Annotated in this window: 14 protein-coding genes; 3 read left to right on the top strand and 11 right to left on the bottom strand. The window is 64.9% G+C overall.

What is annotated here, in order from left to right; translation table 11 throughout:
* Nucleotides 1-6: 6 nt before the first annotated feature.
* Nucleotides 7-1,467 carry a ribosome biogenesis GTPase Der gene (der, locus tag ACXYMN_RS02460; protein WP_459011816.1) on the top strand — a complete coding sequence of 487 codons (1,461 nt, stop codon included), beginning with the start codon at nt 7-9 and terminating at the stop codon, nt 1,465-1,467.
* 60 nt (nt 1,468-1,527) lie between these two features.
* Here the strand turns inward: der and ACXYMN_RS02455 are convergent, their stop codons facing one another.
* The 10 genes from ACXYMN_RS02455 to guaA all read right to left on the bottom strand — a co-directional run bounded on the left by ACXYMN_RS02455 (nt 1,528) and on the right by guaA (nt 11,564).
* Entirely contained in the window at nt 1,528-2,145 is a 618-nt protein-coding gene (locus ACXYMN_RS02455) for a TetR/AcrR family transcriptional regulator (RefSeq protein WP_459011815.1), read from the bottom strand.
* Nucleotides 2,138-3,007 (bottom strand): polyphosphate kinase 2, encoded by an 870-nt coding sequence (gene ppk2 / locus ACXYMN_RS02450; protein ID WP_459011814.1) that lies wholly within the window; start codon nt 3,005-3,007, stop codon nt 2,138-2,140. Before ppk2 ends, ACXYMN_RS02455 begins: the two co-directional genes overlap by 8 nt.
* A 61-nt stretch (nt 3,008-3,068) precedes the next feature.
* The gene (locus ACXYMN_RS02445) at nt 3,069-4,040 is read right to left on the bottom strand and encodes an alpha/beta fold hydrolase (RefSeq protein WP_459012350.1); all 972 of its coding nucleotides are present in this window, start codon (nt 4,038-4,040) and stop codon (nt 3,069-3,071) included.
* Between the two features lie 16 nt (nt 4,041-4,056).
* On the bottom strand, nt 4,057-4,998 hold the full coding sequence (locus tag ACXYMN_RS02440; protein WP_459011813.1) for a homoserine O-succinyltransferase: 942 nt from the start codon (nt 4,996-4,998) through the stop codon (nt 4,057-4,059).
* Nucleotides 4,999-5,086: 88 nt separating this feature from the next.
* Nucleotides 5,087-5,947: an ATPase gene (locus ACXYMN_RS02435; RefSeq protein WP_459011812.1), complete on the bottom strand. Its 861-nt coding sequence runs from the start codon at nt 5,945-5,947 to the stop codon at nt 5,087-5,089.
* A 60-nt stretch (nt 5,948-6,007) separates the two neighbouring features.
* A complete protein-coding gene (locus tag ACXYMN_RS02430; protein ID WP_459011811.1) occupies nt 6,008-6,931 on the bottom strand; it encodes a DMT family transporter in 924 nt (307 codons plus the stop codon).
* 160 nt (nt 6,932-7,091) lie between these two features.
* Nucleotides 7,092-8,276 carry an OmpP1/FadL family transporter gene (locus ACXYMN_RS02425; protein WP_459011810.1) on the bottom strand — a complete coding sequence of 395 codons (1,185 nt, stop codon included), beginning with the start codon at nt 8,274-8,276 and terminating at the stop codon, nt 7,092-7,094.
* A 103-nt stretch (nt 8,277-8,379) separates the two neighbouring features.
* The gene (locus tag ACXYMN_RS02420) at nt 8,380-9,249 is read right to left on the bottom strand and encodes a DMT family transporter (protein WP_459011809.1); all 870 of its coding nucleotides are present in this window, start codon (nt 9,247-9,249) and stop codon (nt 8,380-8,382) included.
* A gap of 95 nt (nt 9,250-9,344) precedes the next feature.
* Complete coding sequence (locus ACXYMN_RS02415) at nt 9,345-9,992, bottom strand: YrbL family protein (protein ID WP_459011808.1); 648 nt, start codon at nt 9,990-9,992, stop codon at nt 9,345-9,347.
* A gap of 6 nt (nt 9,993-9,998) precedes the next feature.
* Nucleotides 9,999-11,564 (bottom strand): glutamine-hydrolyzing GMP synthase, encoded by a 1,566-nt coding sequence (gene guaA / locus ACXYMN_RS02410; RefSeq protein ID WP_459011807.1) that lies wholly within the window; start codon nt 11,562-11,564, stop codon nt 9,999-10,001.
* Nucleotides 11,565-11,799: 235 nt separating this feature from the next.
* On the opposite strand from guaA, the gene ACXYMN_RS02405 reads away from it, so the two are divergent.
* The gene (locus ACXYMN_RS02405; RefSeq protein WP_459011805.1) at nt 11,800-13,347 is read left to right on the top strand and encodes a trimethylamine methyltransferase family protein; all 1,548 of its coding nucleotides are present in this window, start codon (nt 11,800-11,802) and stop codon (nt 13,345-13,347) included.
* On the opposite strand, the gene ACXYMN_RS02400 is transcribed toward ACXYMN_RS02405, so the two are convergent.
* Nucleotides 13,254-13,772 (bottom strand): DUF6477 family protein, encoded by a 519-nt coding sequence (locus ACXYMN_RS02400; RefSeq protein ID WP_459011804.1) that lies wholly within the window; start codon nt 13,770-13,772, stop codon nt 13,254-13,256. The genes ACXYMN_RS02405 and ACXYMN_RS02400 overlap by 94 nt on opposite strands.
* 468 nt (nt 13,773-14,240) lie before the next feature.
* Between ACXYMN_RS02400 and ACXYMN_RS02395 the strand changes: the two genes are divergently transcribed.
* Nucleotides 14,241-15,059, top strand: a complete 819-nt coding sequence (locus tag ACXYMN_RS02395) for a DUF6456 domain-containing protein (protein ID WP_459011803.1) — start codon at nt 14,241-14,243, stop codon at nt 15,057-15,059.
* Nucleotides 15,060-15,146 lie beyond the last annotated feature (87 nt).

Genomic DNA, 15,146 nt, shown 5'->3' with positions numbered 1-15,146 from the left:
GCCCAAATGTCGTTCAAACTCGCCATCGTTGGCCGCCCGAATGTGGGCAAATCCACGCTGTTCAACCGGTTGGTCGGCAAGCGCCTGGCGCTTGTGGATGACCAGCCAGGTGTCACGCGCGATCTGCGCGAGGGGCAGGCGCAACTGGGGGACATCTCTTTCACCGTGGTCGATACCGCGGGGCTTGAGGACGCCACCGACGATTCGCTGCAGGGCAGGATGCGGCGGCTGACCGAGCGCGCGGTCGATGACGTGGACGTCTGCCTGTTCATGATCGACGCCCGGGTCGGCGTCACTCCGGTCGACGAGGTGTTCGCCGAGATCCTGCGCAAGCGCGCGGATATCGTGATCCTGGCCGCCAACAAGGCCGAGGGCCGCGCAGCGGAGGCAGGCATACTTGAAGCCTGGAACCTTGGACTGGGCGAACCTCTGGCGCTGTCTGGCGAACATGGCGAAGGCATGCCCGAACTCTATACCAGGCTGATGCCGATCGCCGACCGCTTTGCCGACGCGGCGCGCGAGGCCGATGAAGCAATGCCCGAAACCGAATTGCCGGTTTCGGAAGAAGCCGACGAGGCGATGCGCGTGCCAACCGACGAACGCCCCCTGCAGGTCGCAGTCGTGGGGCGGCCGAATGCGGGAAAATCGACGCTTATCAACAAGATATTGGGCGAAGATCGTCTGCTCACCGGGCCCGAGGCCGGCATTACCCGCGATGCGATTTCGCTGAAGCTGAACTGGAACGGGACCCCGACCCGGATTTTCGACACCGCCGGCATGCGCAAGAAGGCCAAGGTGCAGGAAAAGCTTGAGAAGCTGTCCGTGTCCGACGGGTTGCGCGCGGTCAAGTTCGCCGAGGTGGTCGTGGTCCTGCTGGATGCCGCGATCCCGTTCGAACAGCAGGATCTGCGGATCGCCGACCTGGCCGAACGCGAAGGCCGCGCCGTGGTGGTTGCGGTCAACAAGTGGGATCTCGAGGACGAAAAGAACGAAAAGCTCGCCGCGCTCAAGGAGTCCTTCGAGCGCTTGCTGCCACAGCTGCGCGGAGCCCCGCTGGTGACGGTGTCTGCCAAGACCGGTCGCGGGCTCGACCGTTTGCACGCGGCGGTGGTCAAGGCGCATGAGGTCTGGAACAGGCGCATCTCGACGGCGCGGCTCAACCGCTGGCTCGGGGCGATGGTCGAGGCGCACCCGCCGCCCGCGCCGCAGGGCCGCCGGATCAAGCTGCGCTACATGACCCAGGCGAAGACGCGGCCGCCGCATTTCGTGGTCATGTGCTCGCATCCCGACAAGATACCCGAAAGCTATTCGCGCTATCTGGTCAACGGTCTGAGGGTGGACTTCGACATGCCGGGAACGCCGATCCGGCTGGTCATGCGCGGCCAGGGCGACCGCAACCCCTACAAGGGCCGGAAAGTCCGCAACGCAGGTGCGCTGAAAAAACATCTGGGCAAGAACAAGGGCTGATCTTCGCGCCAGAACATTATTAGATAATAATGTCTTGGCGCGGGGTGTTGATGTTTTGCGTCAGGTGTCGGGCGGGATCAGGCCGAGGCCGCGTAGATAGACGCCGATGCCCGACTCCAGAAGATCATCCGCCGGAAAGGGCGACTTGTTGCCGGGGGAATTGCGCGCGAACAGTTCGACCACGCCATGACACATTGCCCAGATATGCGCCGAGAACATCTGCGCCGGAGGACGCCTGTTCGCGGGAATATGCTGGGAGAGGTCCGCCGCGGCGCGTTCCAGCACCGACCACGCGCGATTGGCAACCTGCGCCAACGCGGGCGAATGATTGACGGACACGCCCGATTCGAACATTGCGATATAGTGGCCGGGATGGTTGCGGGCGAAGGCCAGGTAGGCGCGTCCCGTCGCCTCGAACGCGGCCAGCGCCGAAGGCTGGCCCGACCGATAGGCATGCTCCATCACGTCGATGAAGATTTCGTAACCCTGCCGCGCGGCTTCGGCGATCAGTTCCTCGCGCCCATCGAAATGGCGGTAGACCGCGGCCGGCGTGACACCCGCGCTTTTCGCGGCCTCGGAGAGGGTGAAGCCGGTCGGACCTTTTTCCTCGATCAACGTGAGCGCGGCCTCGACCAGCGCCTGCTTGAGGTTGCCGTGATGGTAGCCGCGCTTAGACATTCCAGATGTCGCGGCTGCCGCAGATCCTGGGGTCGGGCGTGCCCACGGCCTCGGCGCTCTTGCCGGTGTAATCGAGCGCTCCGAGCACGCATGAGATGGCTGCGATCCGCGCGCGGCGCTTGTCGTCCGAGCGGATCACCGTCCAGGGCGCGTGCGGGCTGTCGGAGCGGGTCAGCGTCTCGCCGATCGCGGCGGTATACGCATCCCATTTCTTGAGGCCCTCAACGTCGATCCACGAGAGTTTCCATTGCTTTAGCGGGTCTTTCTCACGTGCGAGAAAGCGGCGGAGCTGTTCGGCCTGCCCGACATTGAGCCAAAGCTTGAACAGATGGACGCCGTCGCTGACAAGCATCCTTTCGAAATCCGGTACCTGGGAAAAGAACAGCGCCCGTTCATCTGGGGTGCAGAAGCCGAAGACATGCTCGACCACGCCGCGGTTGTACCAGGACCGGTCGAAGAACACGACCTCGCCCGCGGCAGGCAGATGCTGGATGTAGCGCTGGAAATACCATTGTGTCTGCTCGGTGTCAGACGGCTTGGACAAGGCGGTCACACGCGCGCCACGCGGATTGAGATTCTCGCGGAAGCGCTTGATCGTGCCGCCTTTTCCGGCGGCGTCGCGCCCTTCGAAGACGATGGCGATGCGCTGGCCGGTGGCCTTGGCCCAGGATTGCATCTTCACCAGTTCGACCTGCAGCGCGCCCATCCGGTCCTCATAGTCCGACCGCTTCATGCGCTTCTTGTAGGGATAGGACGGGTCGATCACGTCGTTCTTGCCCGCGTGCGCAATGGCATCGCGAACGGCGTCGGGCACGTCGGTGTCGTAAAAGGCGCTGATCGCACCGTCAAAGGGCAGGGACATTGGACCTCGGGCATGTTGACGCCGGGCGACTATGGGATGTTAAGGGGATTAACGCAAACGCCTAGCGCACCCCGGCGGACCGCGCGGCACGGTCGATGGCGGCGGTCACGGCGGCGGGTGCCCAGTGATGCGGCATGTGGCCGATATCCTCCAGCAGGGTCAGGGTGCTGTTGCTTAACAGGGTGTCGAGCGGCTGGGCATGGACATGCGGCGGCACCACCGTGTCGTCCGCGCCATGCACGATTTCAACGGGGATCTTCACGGTCCCGTAGCGCGGCGCCATTTCCGACACCGCGGCGTGCAAGGTGTTGACCTGACGGGCGTTTGCGCGGATCGCGTCGTTGCGAAGTGTCAGGCCGGGACCGATGTAGTCGAGGTAGCCGGGTGGCACCGGCTGCGGCTTGAAGATCTCTTCGGTGACGGTGCGAATGCGGGTTTCGGTGGCAAAAGGCGTCGCAATCGAGGGGATCAGAGCGCCACCGAGAGAGGAGCCAAGGATCTCGTATTGCGCGCCCAGACCGCCGCTCCAGGGGATCGTCGCACCCGAAACCACCACAAGCGCCGCGGGGTCGTGGTTCAGGCCCCAGGCCATCGCCACCGCGCCGCCGTAGGAATGGCCAAGCACGATGGGCCGCGAGACGCCCAGCTTGCCCGCCGCCGCGTGCAGCATCGCGGCCTGTTCATAGGGCGTTTCCGCGTCGCTGGTGAACAGCCGTGCGACGTCGTCGCTGGCGCGGTCGGTGTAGCCGAGGCCGGGCCGGTCGAAAACGATGACGCGGTAGCGGTCCTTGACGCGGTCGACAAAATCGAATGTGAAGTCGCGAACGTTGCCGCTGGCCCCGTGGATCAACACCAGATCCGGGCCGTCGCCAGTGACGAAAGCGTGAACCCGGCGCCCGTCATCGAGGGTCACGAACTGCCCGACGGGGGGCCAGGCCTCGGAAACCGCCGGTTTGCCCCTGGCGGATTTTCCGGCCACCGCCGCGCATCCCGAAAGAGCCAGAATTGCAAGTCCGATCAGCGCCTTGGCCAGCAAAGTCAATGTGTTTTCACTTCCTTAGATCGGTCCGGGCCTGTCCGATGAGACCGATATCATACGGGGTCGTGAGGTAGAGTTCCGAAATCCAGTTTCCATAGAGAAGATGCGCGTGGCTGCGCCAGCGGTTCTGCGGCGGCTGGCTGGGGTCATCGCCGGGGTAGTAGTTGGCTGGCACGTTGATCGGCGTACCCGCGGCAACGTCGCGGTCGTATTCTTCCTTGAGCGTGCCGGAATCATATTCGAAATGGTTGAAGACATAGAGCGCGCGATGGCCGGTATCCTCGACCATGCAGGGCCCGGTTTCGGTGGAATCGATCAAGATTTCCAGCCCGGCGGCGGTGATCTCGTCGCGCCTGAGTTCGGTCCACCGCGATACCGGAATGACCATATCGTCCGAGAAGCCGCGCAGATAGGGCGACGCGGGCGCGCAATTGCTGTGCCGGATGCAGCCGAAGGCCTTGTGCGGCAGGATATGCTTGGGCACGCCGTGGAAGTGATTGATCATCGCCATGCCGCCCCAGCAGACGCCGAAGGTCGAATGCACATGGGTCTGGGTCCAGTCGAAGACGCGGGTCAATTCATCCCAGTAGGTTACCGCATCGAAATCGAGATGCTCGATCGGCGCGCCGGTGATGATCAGCCCGTCGAACTTCTCGCCGGTGGCTTCGACCTCCTCGAAGGGGCGATAGAAGCTTTCCATATGGTCGGCGGCGGTGTTGCGGGTCTCGTGGCTGGACATGCGGATCAGCGACAGCTCGATCTGCAAGGGCGTGGCCCCGATCAGGCGGGCGAACTGCGTCTCGGTCTGGATCTTCTTCGGCATCAGGTTGAGAAGCCCGATCCGCAGCGGCCGGATATCCTGCTTGTCGGCGGCATCCTCGTCCATGACCATGACGCCTTCCCGGTTCAGGATGGCATAGGCGGGCAGGTCGCTGGGCAGTTTGATGGGCATGGGCTGGATCCGGTCTGGAGTGCGGTCTGGCGGGGTGCGGGGGCGACAGATAGTCTCTTGCGGGCGGGGTCTCAAGGCGCGGGCGGGATCAGCCCAGCGCGTCGGCGATCACGTCGTGAAAGCCGGCCTCGGTGTTCACGTCGGCCATCGCCTCGGCGGTGACGGTCACGCCCCAGTTTGCCGCCATCGCGCGATAGAGCGGCTGGCGATGCGCCATGGCCTTGGCATAGGTCCAGCGGATAAAGGCGTCGGGATCGACCTTGTCGGGGGCGACGTTCACCTCCGCCAGGTAGGTATCCCAGGCCCGGGTCAGGAAATCGGGCTGATAGGCCATCGGTTTCGGGGCACGGTCAAAGCGGCGCACCAGCTCTGCGGTGTGGGCGTCAGTGCCTTCGATCCAGACCATCAGACAATGCGATGCCAGTTCTTTCAGGATTGGATCGTGCGGATCGTCGGGGTCGACCCATTCGCAGATCGACCCGCCGGTATCGCAGACGAAATGCGGATATCCGTAAAGGTCCTGCGCGCGGTCGATGAAATAGCCGGTGTCGAGCAGCGCCTGCATCTCGGCGCGGCGAAACTGTTCCTGGCGCTGGCGATAGGTGGCGATGTCCATGCCGCCCAGATCCGGGGCGCCGGGTTTGCCGAGATAGGTCGAGACCGGGGCGAGGTTGTCGAACGTCAGGTTCGAGCCGAGATAGATCGAGTCCGACAGGAGCAATTGCCGCAGAAACGGGTTCTTCATCGCCTCGCGCTTGGCGTTATCGGCGATGTATTCGCCCATGTACCGGGTGCCGATGCGGTAATCGATGGAATAGTGGAACCAGTTGCCCGCCCCGCGCAGCATGGCCGACACATGGGTCTTGCCAAGCCCGGACATGGCAAAGAGCAGCACGCGCTTCTGATCAGCCGCGCGCCACTCCGCGCCGGAATTGTAAAGCCGCTGCATCCGCCCGTCCTTGCCCGAAAGTCCTGTCGGGGCAAGGCGTAGCCAGCCGGGCTGCCTGCGTCAAACCCTTCGCGCCGTCCGGCCCCGGATGCGCGCCCAAAGACGCCCGTCGAGCACAACCAGCCCCAGCGCCAGAAGCCCGAAACCTGCAAACGCCGCCGTGCCGAGCGCCTCACCGCGCACCGTCGCACCCAGCACGATGGCCACGGGTGGGATCAGCAGCGTTACCAGCATGAGATTGGATGCGCCGGCCATGGCAAGGATGCGGTAATACAGCAGGTAGGCGAACGCCGTGGCGACCAGCGCGTAATACAGGATCGCGCCCCAGGTCACGGGGGCCAGGCGCAGGCTGGGCGTGCCCTCGGCCCAAAGCATCAGCGGCGCGATCAGCACGCTGGCGCCGGTCAGCATCAGGGCGGCGGCCATCTCGGGGGCCAGCCCGCGCAGAAAGCGGCGCGCGAAGATGCTGGCGACCGCGTAGGACAGGGTGCCCGCGACCACCGCCAGCTGGCCCAGGCTTTCCAGGTCAAGCGACGTCAGCACACCGGGGCCGATGGCCAGTGCGACATCGGAAAACCCCAGCAGGATGCCCAGGGACTTGCGCGGTGTCATGCGTTCGTCGGCAAAGACCAGCGCGGCCAGAACCGCGCCCCAGATCGCCGTGGTGGCGTTGAGGATCGAGGTCAGGCCGGTCGGGATATGCAACTGCCCCCAGGCCATGAGCGAAAACGGGATCACATTGTTGAGCCCGCCCATGATCAGCCCCGCCGCCCAGAGCCGGGGGTCGCGGGGGATCGCAACGCCGCGCAGCAGCACCCAGAGCCAGAGCGCACCCGCCGCGGGCAGGACGCGAAAGAAGACCGAGGTCAGCGGCCCGATCTCGTCCAGAGCGGTGCGGATCGCCAGAAATGATCCGCCCCAGATCACCGCAAGCAGCAGCAACTCGGTCCAGGCGCGCGGGGATATGTCGGTTTGCGTGTTCATGGCACCGGTCTAGCCAAACCCGCGCCGCCGGGCGACCCGAAGCGTGCGCAATATCGTGCACCATCGGGGAAAGGGGGCCAGACCCCTAGCCGGTCTGTTCAACGAAAAAGCCCGGCCCGTTGTCGGGGGCCGGGCCTTGATCAAGGGACGGTGCGCAAGATCAGAAGGTCAGACCGATCTTCATGCCCACACCGAGCGCGTCGTTACCCTCAAAAGAGGCCGCGGGCGACGCGAACGCGTTCTGGGTTTCGGCGTCGCCGACCCAGATATAACGCGCGCCGAGCGACACTTCGACGTTGTTCATGGTGTAGCTGCCGCCGATGCCGAGCGACCAGTTGCCGTCGGTCGGTCCGAGGTTCGACGAGATCCCGCCGGACTGAGGCTCAAAGCCGATCGAGATGGAGCCCGCGAGTTCGTCGGTGAACCGGCGACCGACACCCAGCGAGTAGCTGAAGGTATCGTCGTCATAGGACACCAGCGAGCCGCCGGTGATGGCCTCGTACTGGGTCGGGGTGATGTCGAAATCGCTCCAGTTGACCCAACGCACACCGCCGAAGACCAGCGTGTCCTTGGCGACGCCGGACTGGAAGGTCAGGTTGACCGACTGCGGCGTCTCGATCGTGGTGGTCGACGTGCTCGAAAATGCGGTGGCGGGGAAGTCGAAGTTGCCGGTCTCGGTGCTGTCGTGATCGGTGGTGATCTTGGAGTTGTAGGTCAGCGCCAGACGCAACGCGATATCGGGGATCTCGTAGGCGGCGCCGAGGACATAGCCCCAACCGGCGGCCTTCTTCAATTCACCGTCGTAATTCAGGATCTGCTGGGTGAAGCCCGGCGGCAGCGGCAGCGGCGACACCGTGGAGAGGTCCTGGAAGTTGTTGACCTGGGCCTGTCCCTCGAGCGTCTGGTACCGGACGCCGCCATGTACGCTCATGCGGGGGGTGAATTTGTAGCGGGCAAGGGCGGTGAAGGCGTTGGCACGCAGATCCGCGGTGGACCCCTGGGCGTAGTAACCGGTTCCGGTGTCGTATTCGACATTTGCGCCGAACGGCTGGTCAAAGATCAGCGCGACCGACATGCGGTCGTTGTAGTCATGCTTCACGGCGGCACCGTAGCTCAGGTAACCGGCGGCCATGTCGCCCGAGGCGATGCCTGCGCCGACACCCAGCGTCGGGTCCGAATTGGTCTTGCCGGACACTTCCGGCGACACCGAACCGAAGCTGAATTCGGCATAGGTGCCGTCCTTGAAGATCATGTCGATCGACTGACCCGAGCGATCGATACCACCCGCGTTGGCAGACGCTGCGGCCATTGCCAGCGCGGACGCGCCGAGAACTGCGTATTTCATGTTTTTCCATCCCTTGAGAGTGCTCTCTCCTGGGATCGGTATATCCGGTGTGATTTTTGCGGCAATTTTGACCCGGCGTCAGTTCATTCTGTGCGGCGCAACGTCACTTTTGCGTCACACCTCGTGTTTCGGCCCAGATGTTGAAGTAATTCGCGGCAAAAATGATCGCCGCACCCAGAAAGACAAACGGATCAAGGGCTTCGGAATAGAGCGCGACTCCGACGAGTGCGATTATCGGCAGGCGGGTGAAGTCGATAGGCATCACAACCGTAGCGGGCGCAAGGCTGAGCGCCGTGGTCAGGCAGTAATGCGCCACCAGTCCCGCGAGCGCGATCAGCGCGACCCAGGGCAGGCTGGTCGAGGACGGCAGCGAGATATCGCCATCGATTCCCGCAAAGACCAGCCCCAGCCCGGCCTGCATGACCGTCAGCCAGAACAGGATCGAGACGATGCTTTCGGTCCGCGTAAGCTTGCGGGTGAAGACCGCCGATCCGGCAAAGCCGATGGCGGCGCAGGCGGCGAAGACGAGGCCCCATTCGAATGTCTCGGGCGAGGGGCGGGTGACCACCAGCACACCCACGAAACCCGCGATGGCGGCGATGCCACGGCTGCGGGTCAGCCGCTCTCCGAGGATCAGGGGCGACAGCAGCATGACCCAGATCGGAGAGGTGAATTCCAGTGCGAAGACCTGCGCGAGGGGGATCACCGTGATGGCGTAGAACCACAGGTTCTGCCCGGCGAAGTGAAAGCTGTTGCGGATGAAGTGCAATCGCAACTGACGGACCCGGATCTGTCTGCGACGCCCCGCCAGCGTCGCCACCACGGAGACGATGACAATGCCGATCAGGCTGCGGAACAGCATGATTTCGAAGGTGTCGAGTTCAAGCGAAACGGCGCGGCCCGCGATTGCCATCGAGATGAAGGACAGGATCGCCCCGATCATCCACAGCGCGGCGCGGATCGTGTCGCTCATGGCCGGGTCCTGCCCTGGGCCGGTGCAAAGGGGCGTTGCTTCGTCATACCGGGCATCTGCTGCGAAAGTCGGGCCGGGTGCAAGACGCAGCAAGTCTAGGGGCGCGAAAGGCGGCGGGTTGCGCGATCCCAGCGCAGTCCGGCCTTTTGCCCGCAGATGGCGAAGGCGCGGTCGAGCCTGCGGTCGTTGAGCGCCCGAAACCATGACTTGAGCGGCACGGCAGAGCGGTCGCCGAAGCCGTCGACCAGAACGTAGCGCGCGGCGGTCGCATCCCAGACGATGTTCGCGGGCCCGGCGTCATGCACCACGATATGGCATCGGTAGACGGCATCGACGAAGGTCGCGAGGGCCTGCATCTGGCGGTCGTCGAGCGCGCCGGTCGCGGCTTGTTCGGCCAGGCTCGGGGCCAAGCCGCCGTCGGGGCCACGGATCATCTCGACCACCTGGCCCCGGCCCTGATCGGTCTCGCGGTAGCCGATGATCGCGGCCAGAGGGGGCGTCTCGCTCCGTTGTCGCGCGGCGCGCAGGGCGGCGTCTTCGCGGGCGAAAAGCGCATAGGCCTCGGCATGTTTGCGACGGCCCGCCCGGCTGTCCGGGTCCAGCCCGTCAAACCCGCGGCGGTACTTCGGCAGCATCACCTTGATCAGTTGATCCGCCGCGCCCGGCATGCGGTACACGGCGCGCTCCGACCCCCTGGCCAAGCGCGTCGCGGTCGCAAGCGAAAGGATGTCGGGCGCGGTCATGGCGGATCATTCCCACTCGATCGTTCCGGGGGGCTTTGACGTGATGTCATAGGTCACGCGGTTGATGCCCTTGACCTCGTTGATGATGCGGGTCGCGGTTTCGCCGAGGAATTCGTGCGTGAACGGAAAATAATCCGCCGTCATGCCATCGACCGAGGTCACGGCGCGCAGCGCACAGGCGTAATCATAGGTGCGCCCGTCGCCCATCACGCCAACCGTGCGCACGGGCAGGATCGCGACAAAAGCCTGCCAGATATCGTCGTACAGGCCGTGCTTGCGGATCTGGTCGATATAGACGGCGTCGGCCTTGCGCAGGATTTCCAACTTTTCGCGCGTGATCTCGCCCGGGCAACGGATGGCAAGACCCGGCCCCGGAAAGGGGTGGCGACCGATGAAACTGGCGGGCAGGCCAACCTCGCGGCCAAGCGCGCGAACCTCGTCCTTGAACAGTTCGCGCAGCGGCTCGATCAGCTTGAGGCCCATCTTTTCCGGCAGGCCGCCGACATTGTGGTGCGACTTGATCGTCACAGACGGCCCGCCCGAGAAGCTAACCGATTCGATCACGTCCGGGTAAAGCGTGCCCTGCGCCAGAAATTCGGCGCCCTCGATATCGTTGGCGTATTTCTGGAACACGTCGATGAACAGCCCGCCGATGATCTTGCGCTTGGTCTCGGGGTCCGAGACGCCGTCCAGCGCGCCCAGAAACAGCTCCTGCTCCTGCGCGTGGATGACCTTGAGGTTCATGTGGTCGCGGAACATCTGGACGACCTCGGTCGCCTCGTCGAGGCGCAGCAGGCCGTGATCGACAAAGACGCAGGTCAGCTGGTCGCCCACCGCTTCGTGGATCAGGGCGGCGGCGACGGATGAATCGACGCCGCCCGAAAGCGCGCAAATCACCTGCTTTTCGCCGACCTGCGCGCGGATCTCGGCAACGGCCTGATCGCGGTAGGCATCCATCGTCCAGTCGCCCGAAAACCCTGCGAGACGGACAAAATTCTCATAGAGCGTCTTGCCGTTGGGGGTGTGATGCACCTCGGGGTGGAACTGCACGGCGAAAAAGCCGCGATCGCGGTCGGCGATGATCGCAAAGGGCGCGCCGGGCGAAGTGCCGAGGACCTCGAAGCCCGGCGCGATCTTGCTGACATGGTCGCCATGGCTCATCCAGACCTGCTCGCGTTCCCCGAGGAACCAGCCGGTCAGCAGGTCGGACTTGGTGTCGGAAGGGGCCACATAGGCGCGGCCGAACTCGGCGGTGGCATGCGCGCCGGCTTCGACGGTGCCGCCAAGATCCTGCATCATGACCTGCTGGCCATAGCAGATGCCGAGGATCGGCACGCCCAGATCGTAGATCGCGCGCGGCGGGCGCGGGCTGCCCGGGCGCATCACCGAGTCCGGCCCGCCCGAGAAGATCACCGCCTTTGGCTTGATCTCGGCCAGCAGCGCGTCGGTCACCTTCTGGTAGGGATGGATTTCGCAATAGACATTCAGCTCGCGCAGGCGACGCGCGATAAGCTGGGTGACCTGGCTGCCGAAATCGACGATGAGCAGGGTTTCGTGCACGGTGTTTTCCATGCGCCGTCTCGTAGGGCGTGGCGCGATTTGGCGCAAGAGGGCGCCGCGCCGCCCGGGGTGCGATCTCGGGATGCAAGGTCCGTTCAGACGCAGGCGCTGCCGCCAATCTTTTGCCGCATGTCGCTTTCGCCCCGGATGGGACGGTTTCGGGACAGGGCAAGGGCCGCGGCTTGCGATACTGGCCCGAGCAGAGGCGGCCCGGACGTGTGCCGCGCGGGGATGAAAAGGACAGGCCATGACCGACGCAGGCGCGCGCAGACGCGGGCGGAGTGGAGGCGGCGGTGCCGCACGGCGCGCTGAACGCACGGCGGTGTCGTTCGACACGGCGCATTTCATCGAGCGCAACATCCCCAATTTCGAGATTCTGACCGAGGAAACCCTGGCGATCATCGAAGCCAACGCCGAGACCGTCCTGCAGGAAATCGGTGTGAATTTCGTCAACAACCCCAAGGCGCTGGCGCGGTGGCGCGAGGCGGGGGCCGATGTGCAGGGCGAACGGGTCCGCATTCCGCGCGGGCTTGCGCGGCAGCTGTGCCAGACCGCGCCCAGCCGGTTCACCCAACACGCGCGCAATACGGACCGCAATGTCGAGATCGGCGGCAAGTCGCTGGTGCTGGCACCGGTCTACGGCCCGCCCTTCGTGCACGACATCGAGACCGGTCGGCGCTATGCGACGATTGCCGATTTTCAGAAATTCGTGAAGCTTGGCCACATGTCGCGCTGGCTGCACCATTCGGGCGGCACGGTCTGCGAGCCGACGGATGTGCCGGTCAACAAACGCCATCTCGACATGCTGCACGCGCATATGACGCTGACCGACAAGCCCTTCATGGGGTCGGTGACCGAGCCGTCGCGGGCGGCGGATTCGGTGGCCATGTGCAAGGTGCTGTTCGGAGACGATTTCGTCGATCGGAACACGGTGCTGACCAGCCTGATCAACATCAACTCGCCGCTGACCTTCGACGACGTGATGATGGGATCGCTCGAGATCTATGCGGCGGCGAATCAGGCCTGCATCATCTCTCCGTTCATCGTCGGCGGCGCCATGGCACCGGTTTCGGTCGCGGGCACGCTGACGCAGGTGCTGGCCGAGGTGCTGGCGGGCGTGGCCTATGCGCAGCTTGTCCGCAAGGGCGCGCCGGTGATCTTCGGGGCCTTCGTGACCTCGATCGACATGAATTCCGGCGCCCCCACGTTCGGCACGCCCGAGGCGGCCCAGATCACCTATGGCGCAGGGCAACTGGCGCGGCGGCTGGGCCTGCCCTACCGGTCATCGGGCGCCTTCAATGGGTCCAAGCTGCCGGATGCACAGGCGGGGTACGAATCGGCCAATTCGCTCAACGTGGGGCTGCTGTCGGGCGTGAACTTCATGCTGCACGCCTGCGGCTGGATGGAAGGCGGGCTGGTATCCAGTTTCGAGAAGTTCGTGATGGATGCCGATCAACTGGGCGCATTGCACCAGCTGGCGCGCGGCGTGCAGAACGACGAAGAGCACCAGGCGATGGACGCCATCCGCGAGGTCGGTCCGGGGGGGCACTACCTTGGATGCGCCCACACCCAGCGCAATTTCAAGACCGCGTTCTGGCGCTCGGAAGTGCTCGATTACAAACCCTACGAGACCTGGAGCGAAGAGGGCAGCCGCGATACCGCGTCAATGGCGGCGGCGCTGGTCCAGCGCAAGCTCGACACCTATGTCGCCCCCGAGATGGACCCGGCCACCCGCGAGGCGCTGGACGCGTTCGTTCTGGAGCGCAAGGGTGCCATGGCGGACGCCTTCATCTGACGCGGCCGTGACGCGCGCCAGTCGGTTCCGGCGATTTCGTCGGGCCGACGCGGGGCGGTGGGTTCGGTCGGGCCGGTCGAACCTGTAGGGCCGGTCAAGTCGGTCAGGCCGGACGCCTCGGTGTCGCGGGCCTGCGGCGTCGCGGATGTCTGGTTGACCAGCCGCGCTTCGGCCATCATCGCAGACAGGATCTCGACGTGCAGGGCGACGCCATAGCTGGCCGATCCCGTGCAGCGCAGTTCCTCCTGTTCGGCCTCGAGCGACATCAGGCGATCCAGCGCATCCGCATGGCGCCGGGGCGGATTGCCGCCCAGCAGGCGACCGAGATGGGTCGTGCGCCGGTACTCGTCCGCCCCGATCCGGGCGGCGCGGATCAGCAGGCGGGGGCGGCGCAGGCAGGACAGCGTGTGGATCGTCTGGGACATGGGCTTGGACCTTCTCGTGAGTGCAACGTCACGACAGTCATGCACAACCTCAGCGGGTGTTGCGGTCGCCCTGTATCCTGCGAACGCCCTGTTTCCAATTGTTTACATATCGGAAACAATCCTCATCCCCAGCCATAATAATTAACGATCCGGTAACAAATGCACGCTCAGGTTGAGCGTTCGTATTGGGGAAGAACCAAGAAATTCGGTGTGTCGAAGGGGAAGAAAACGATGCAAGGGACAGATCATGATTGCTCCATCGCTCTGCCAGGCTGGGTGCCGCAAGCTGCCATTCACTATCTCGAACATACGGAGACGGGGACGTCTCTCCGGGCGTTGGCCCGGGCTTCGGGATGCCATCCATCGACCGTCTTGCGCCAGGTGCGCAAGTTCGAGACCCGGCGCGACGACCCGCTTGTCGATGCGGCCCTGCAGCGGCTCGGTCAGTTTTGCGGTCGGGGCGTGCCAATGAGCGGGGATGTGGCGATGGCGGACGATTCGGCGGATTTTCAGCGCGAAACCCAGCGCATCCTGCAACGACTGTGCGAAAGCGGCGCGGTGCTCGCCGTCGCGGAAGGCATGGAAAAGGCCGTGGTCGTGCGCGATAAGGGCGAGGGCGGCAGCGTGCGCACCGCCGTCGTGAATGCCGATATCGCCGAGGCCATCGCGCTGCGCGAATGGATCACCTGCGACGCCCCGGCGCGGGTATCGCGCTACCGCATCACGGCGCTCGGACGTCAGGCGCTGAACCAGATGATGGCGGGGCGCGAAAGCCGCCTGCGCGGGTTTGCCGAAAGCCAGGCGGGCTATGGATCCGGTGCGGAGATCGACGCCCAGATGCGGGCCAGCGAAGGCCTGCCCGGACGCGCCAAGCGGCGGTTTTCGGTCAGCGACAGCCCGCTCGCGGTACTGGCCCGGCGCAAGAATCCCGACGGGTCGTCGTTTCTGCGCGAGGCGCATGTGTCGGCCGGCGAACGCCTGCGCGAGGATTTCGAGCTGTCCGAGATCGATTCAGGCGCGCTGCCCGCGCTGATCGCGGCGGTGCCCGCGCCGGATGCACAGGCAACCGGTCCACGGGCCCGCTTTCTGGCGGCACTCGAGGCGTTGGGGCCGGGTCTTGGCGATGTGGCGGTGCAATGCTGTTGCCTGCTCGAAGGGCTCGAGACCACTGAACGGCGCATGGGCTGGTCGGCACGCTCGGGCAAGATCGTGCTGCGCATCGCGCTTGAGCGGTTGTCGTGGTTCTATGCCAGCGACCAGGGCCGCGGCTCGGGCATGATCGGCTGAGACGGGGGGCTGCGGCGGGAAACGGAGACAGGGGGGGCGCGACAGAATGCATGCCCGCTATTCGCGGCATGCTCTGGCCATGCCCGC

It is taken from the genome of Roseivivax sp. CAU 1753 (genome assembly GCF_054482575.1).
Note: the sequence above shows the minus strand (reverse complement) of the source record. Positions and strands in the feature narration are given on the sequence as shown.

What these genes read in the sequence shown, in the direction of transcription:
- der (WP_459011816.1), top strand. Translation starts at nt 7, where the DNA reads ATGTCGTTCAAACTCGCCATCGTTGGCCGCCCGAATGTGGGCAAATCC.
- ACXYMN_RS02455 (WP_459011815.1), bottom strand. Translation starts at nt 2,145, where the DNA reads ATGTCTAAGCGCGGCTACCATCACGGCAACCTCAAGCAGGCGCTGGTC.
- ppk2 (WP_459011814.1), bottom strand. Translation starts at nt 3,007, where the DNA reads ATGTCCCTGCCCTTTGACGGTGCGATCAGCGCCTTTTACGACACCGAC.
- ACXYMN_RS02440 (WP_459011813.1), bottom strand. Translation starts at nt 4,998, where the DNA reads ATGCCCATCAAACTGCCCAGCGACCTGCCCGCCTATGCCATCCTGAAC.
- ACXYMN_RS02435 (WP_459011812.1), bottom strand. Translation starts at nt 5,947, where the DNA reads ATGCAGCGGCTTTACAATTCCGGCGCGGAGTGGCGCGCGGCTGATCAG.
- ACXYMN_RS02430 (WP_459011811.1), bottom strand. Translation starts at nt 6,931, where the DNA reads ATGAACACGCAAACCGACATATCCCCGCGCGCCTGGACCGAGTTGCTG.
- ACXYMN_RS02425 (WP_459011810.1), bottom strand. Translation starts at nt 8,276, where the DNA reads ATGAAATACGCAGTTCTCGGCGCGTCCGCGCTGGCAATGGCCGCAGCG.
- ACXYMN_RS02420 (WP_459011809.1), bottom strand. Translation starts at nt 9,249, where the DNA reads ATGAGCGACACGATCCGCGCCGCGCTGTGGATGATCGGGGCGATCCTG.
- ACXYMN_RS02415 (WP_459011808.1), bottom strand. Translation starts at nt 9,992, where the DNA reads ATGACCGCGCCCGACATCCTTTCGCTTGCGACCGCGACGCGCTTGGCC.
- guaA (WP_459011807.1), bottom strand. Translation starts at nt 11,564, where the DNA reads ATGGAAAACACCGTGCACGAAACCCTGCTCATCGTCGATTTCGGCAGC.
- ACXYMN_RS02405 (WP_459011805.1), top strand. Translation starts at nt 11,800, where the DNA reads ATGACCGACGCAGGCGCGCGCAGACGCGGGCGGAGTGGAGGCGGCGGT.
- ACXYMN_RS02400 (WP_459011804.1), bottom strand. Translation starts at nt 13,772, where the DNA reads ATGTCCCAGACGATCCACACGCTGTCCTGCCTGCGCCGCCCCCGCCTG.
- ACXYMN_RS02395 (WP_459011803.1), top strand. Translation starts at nt 14,241, where the DNA reads ATGAGCGGGGATGTGGCGATGGCGGACGATTCGGCGGATTTTCAGCGC.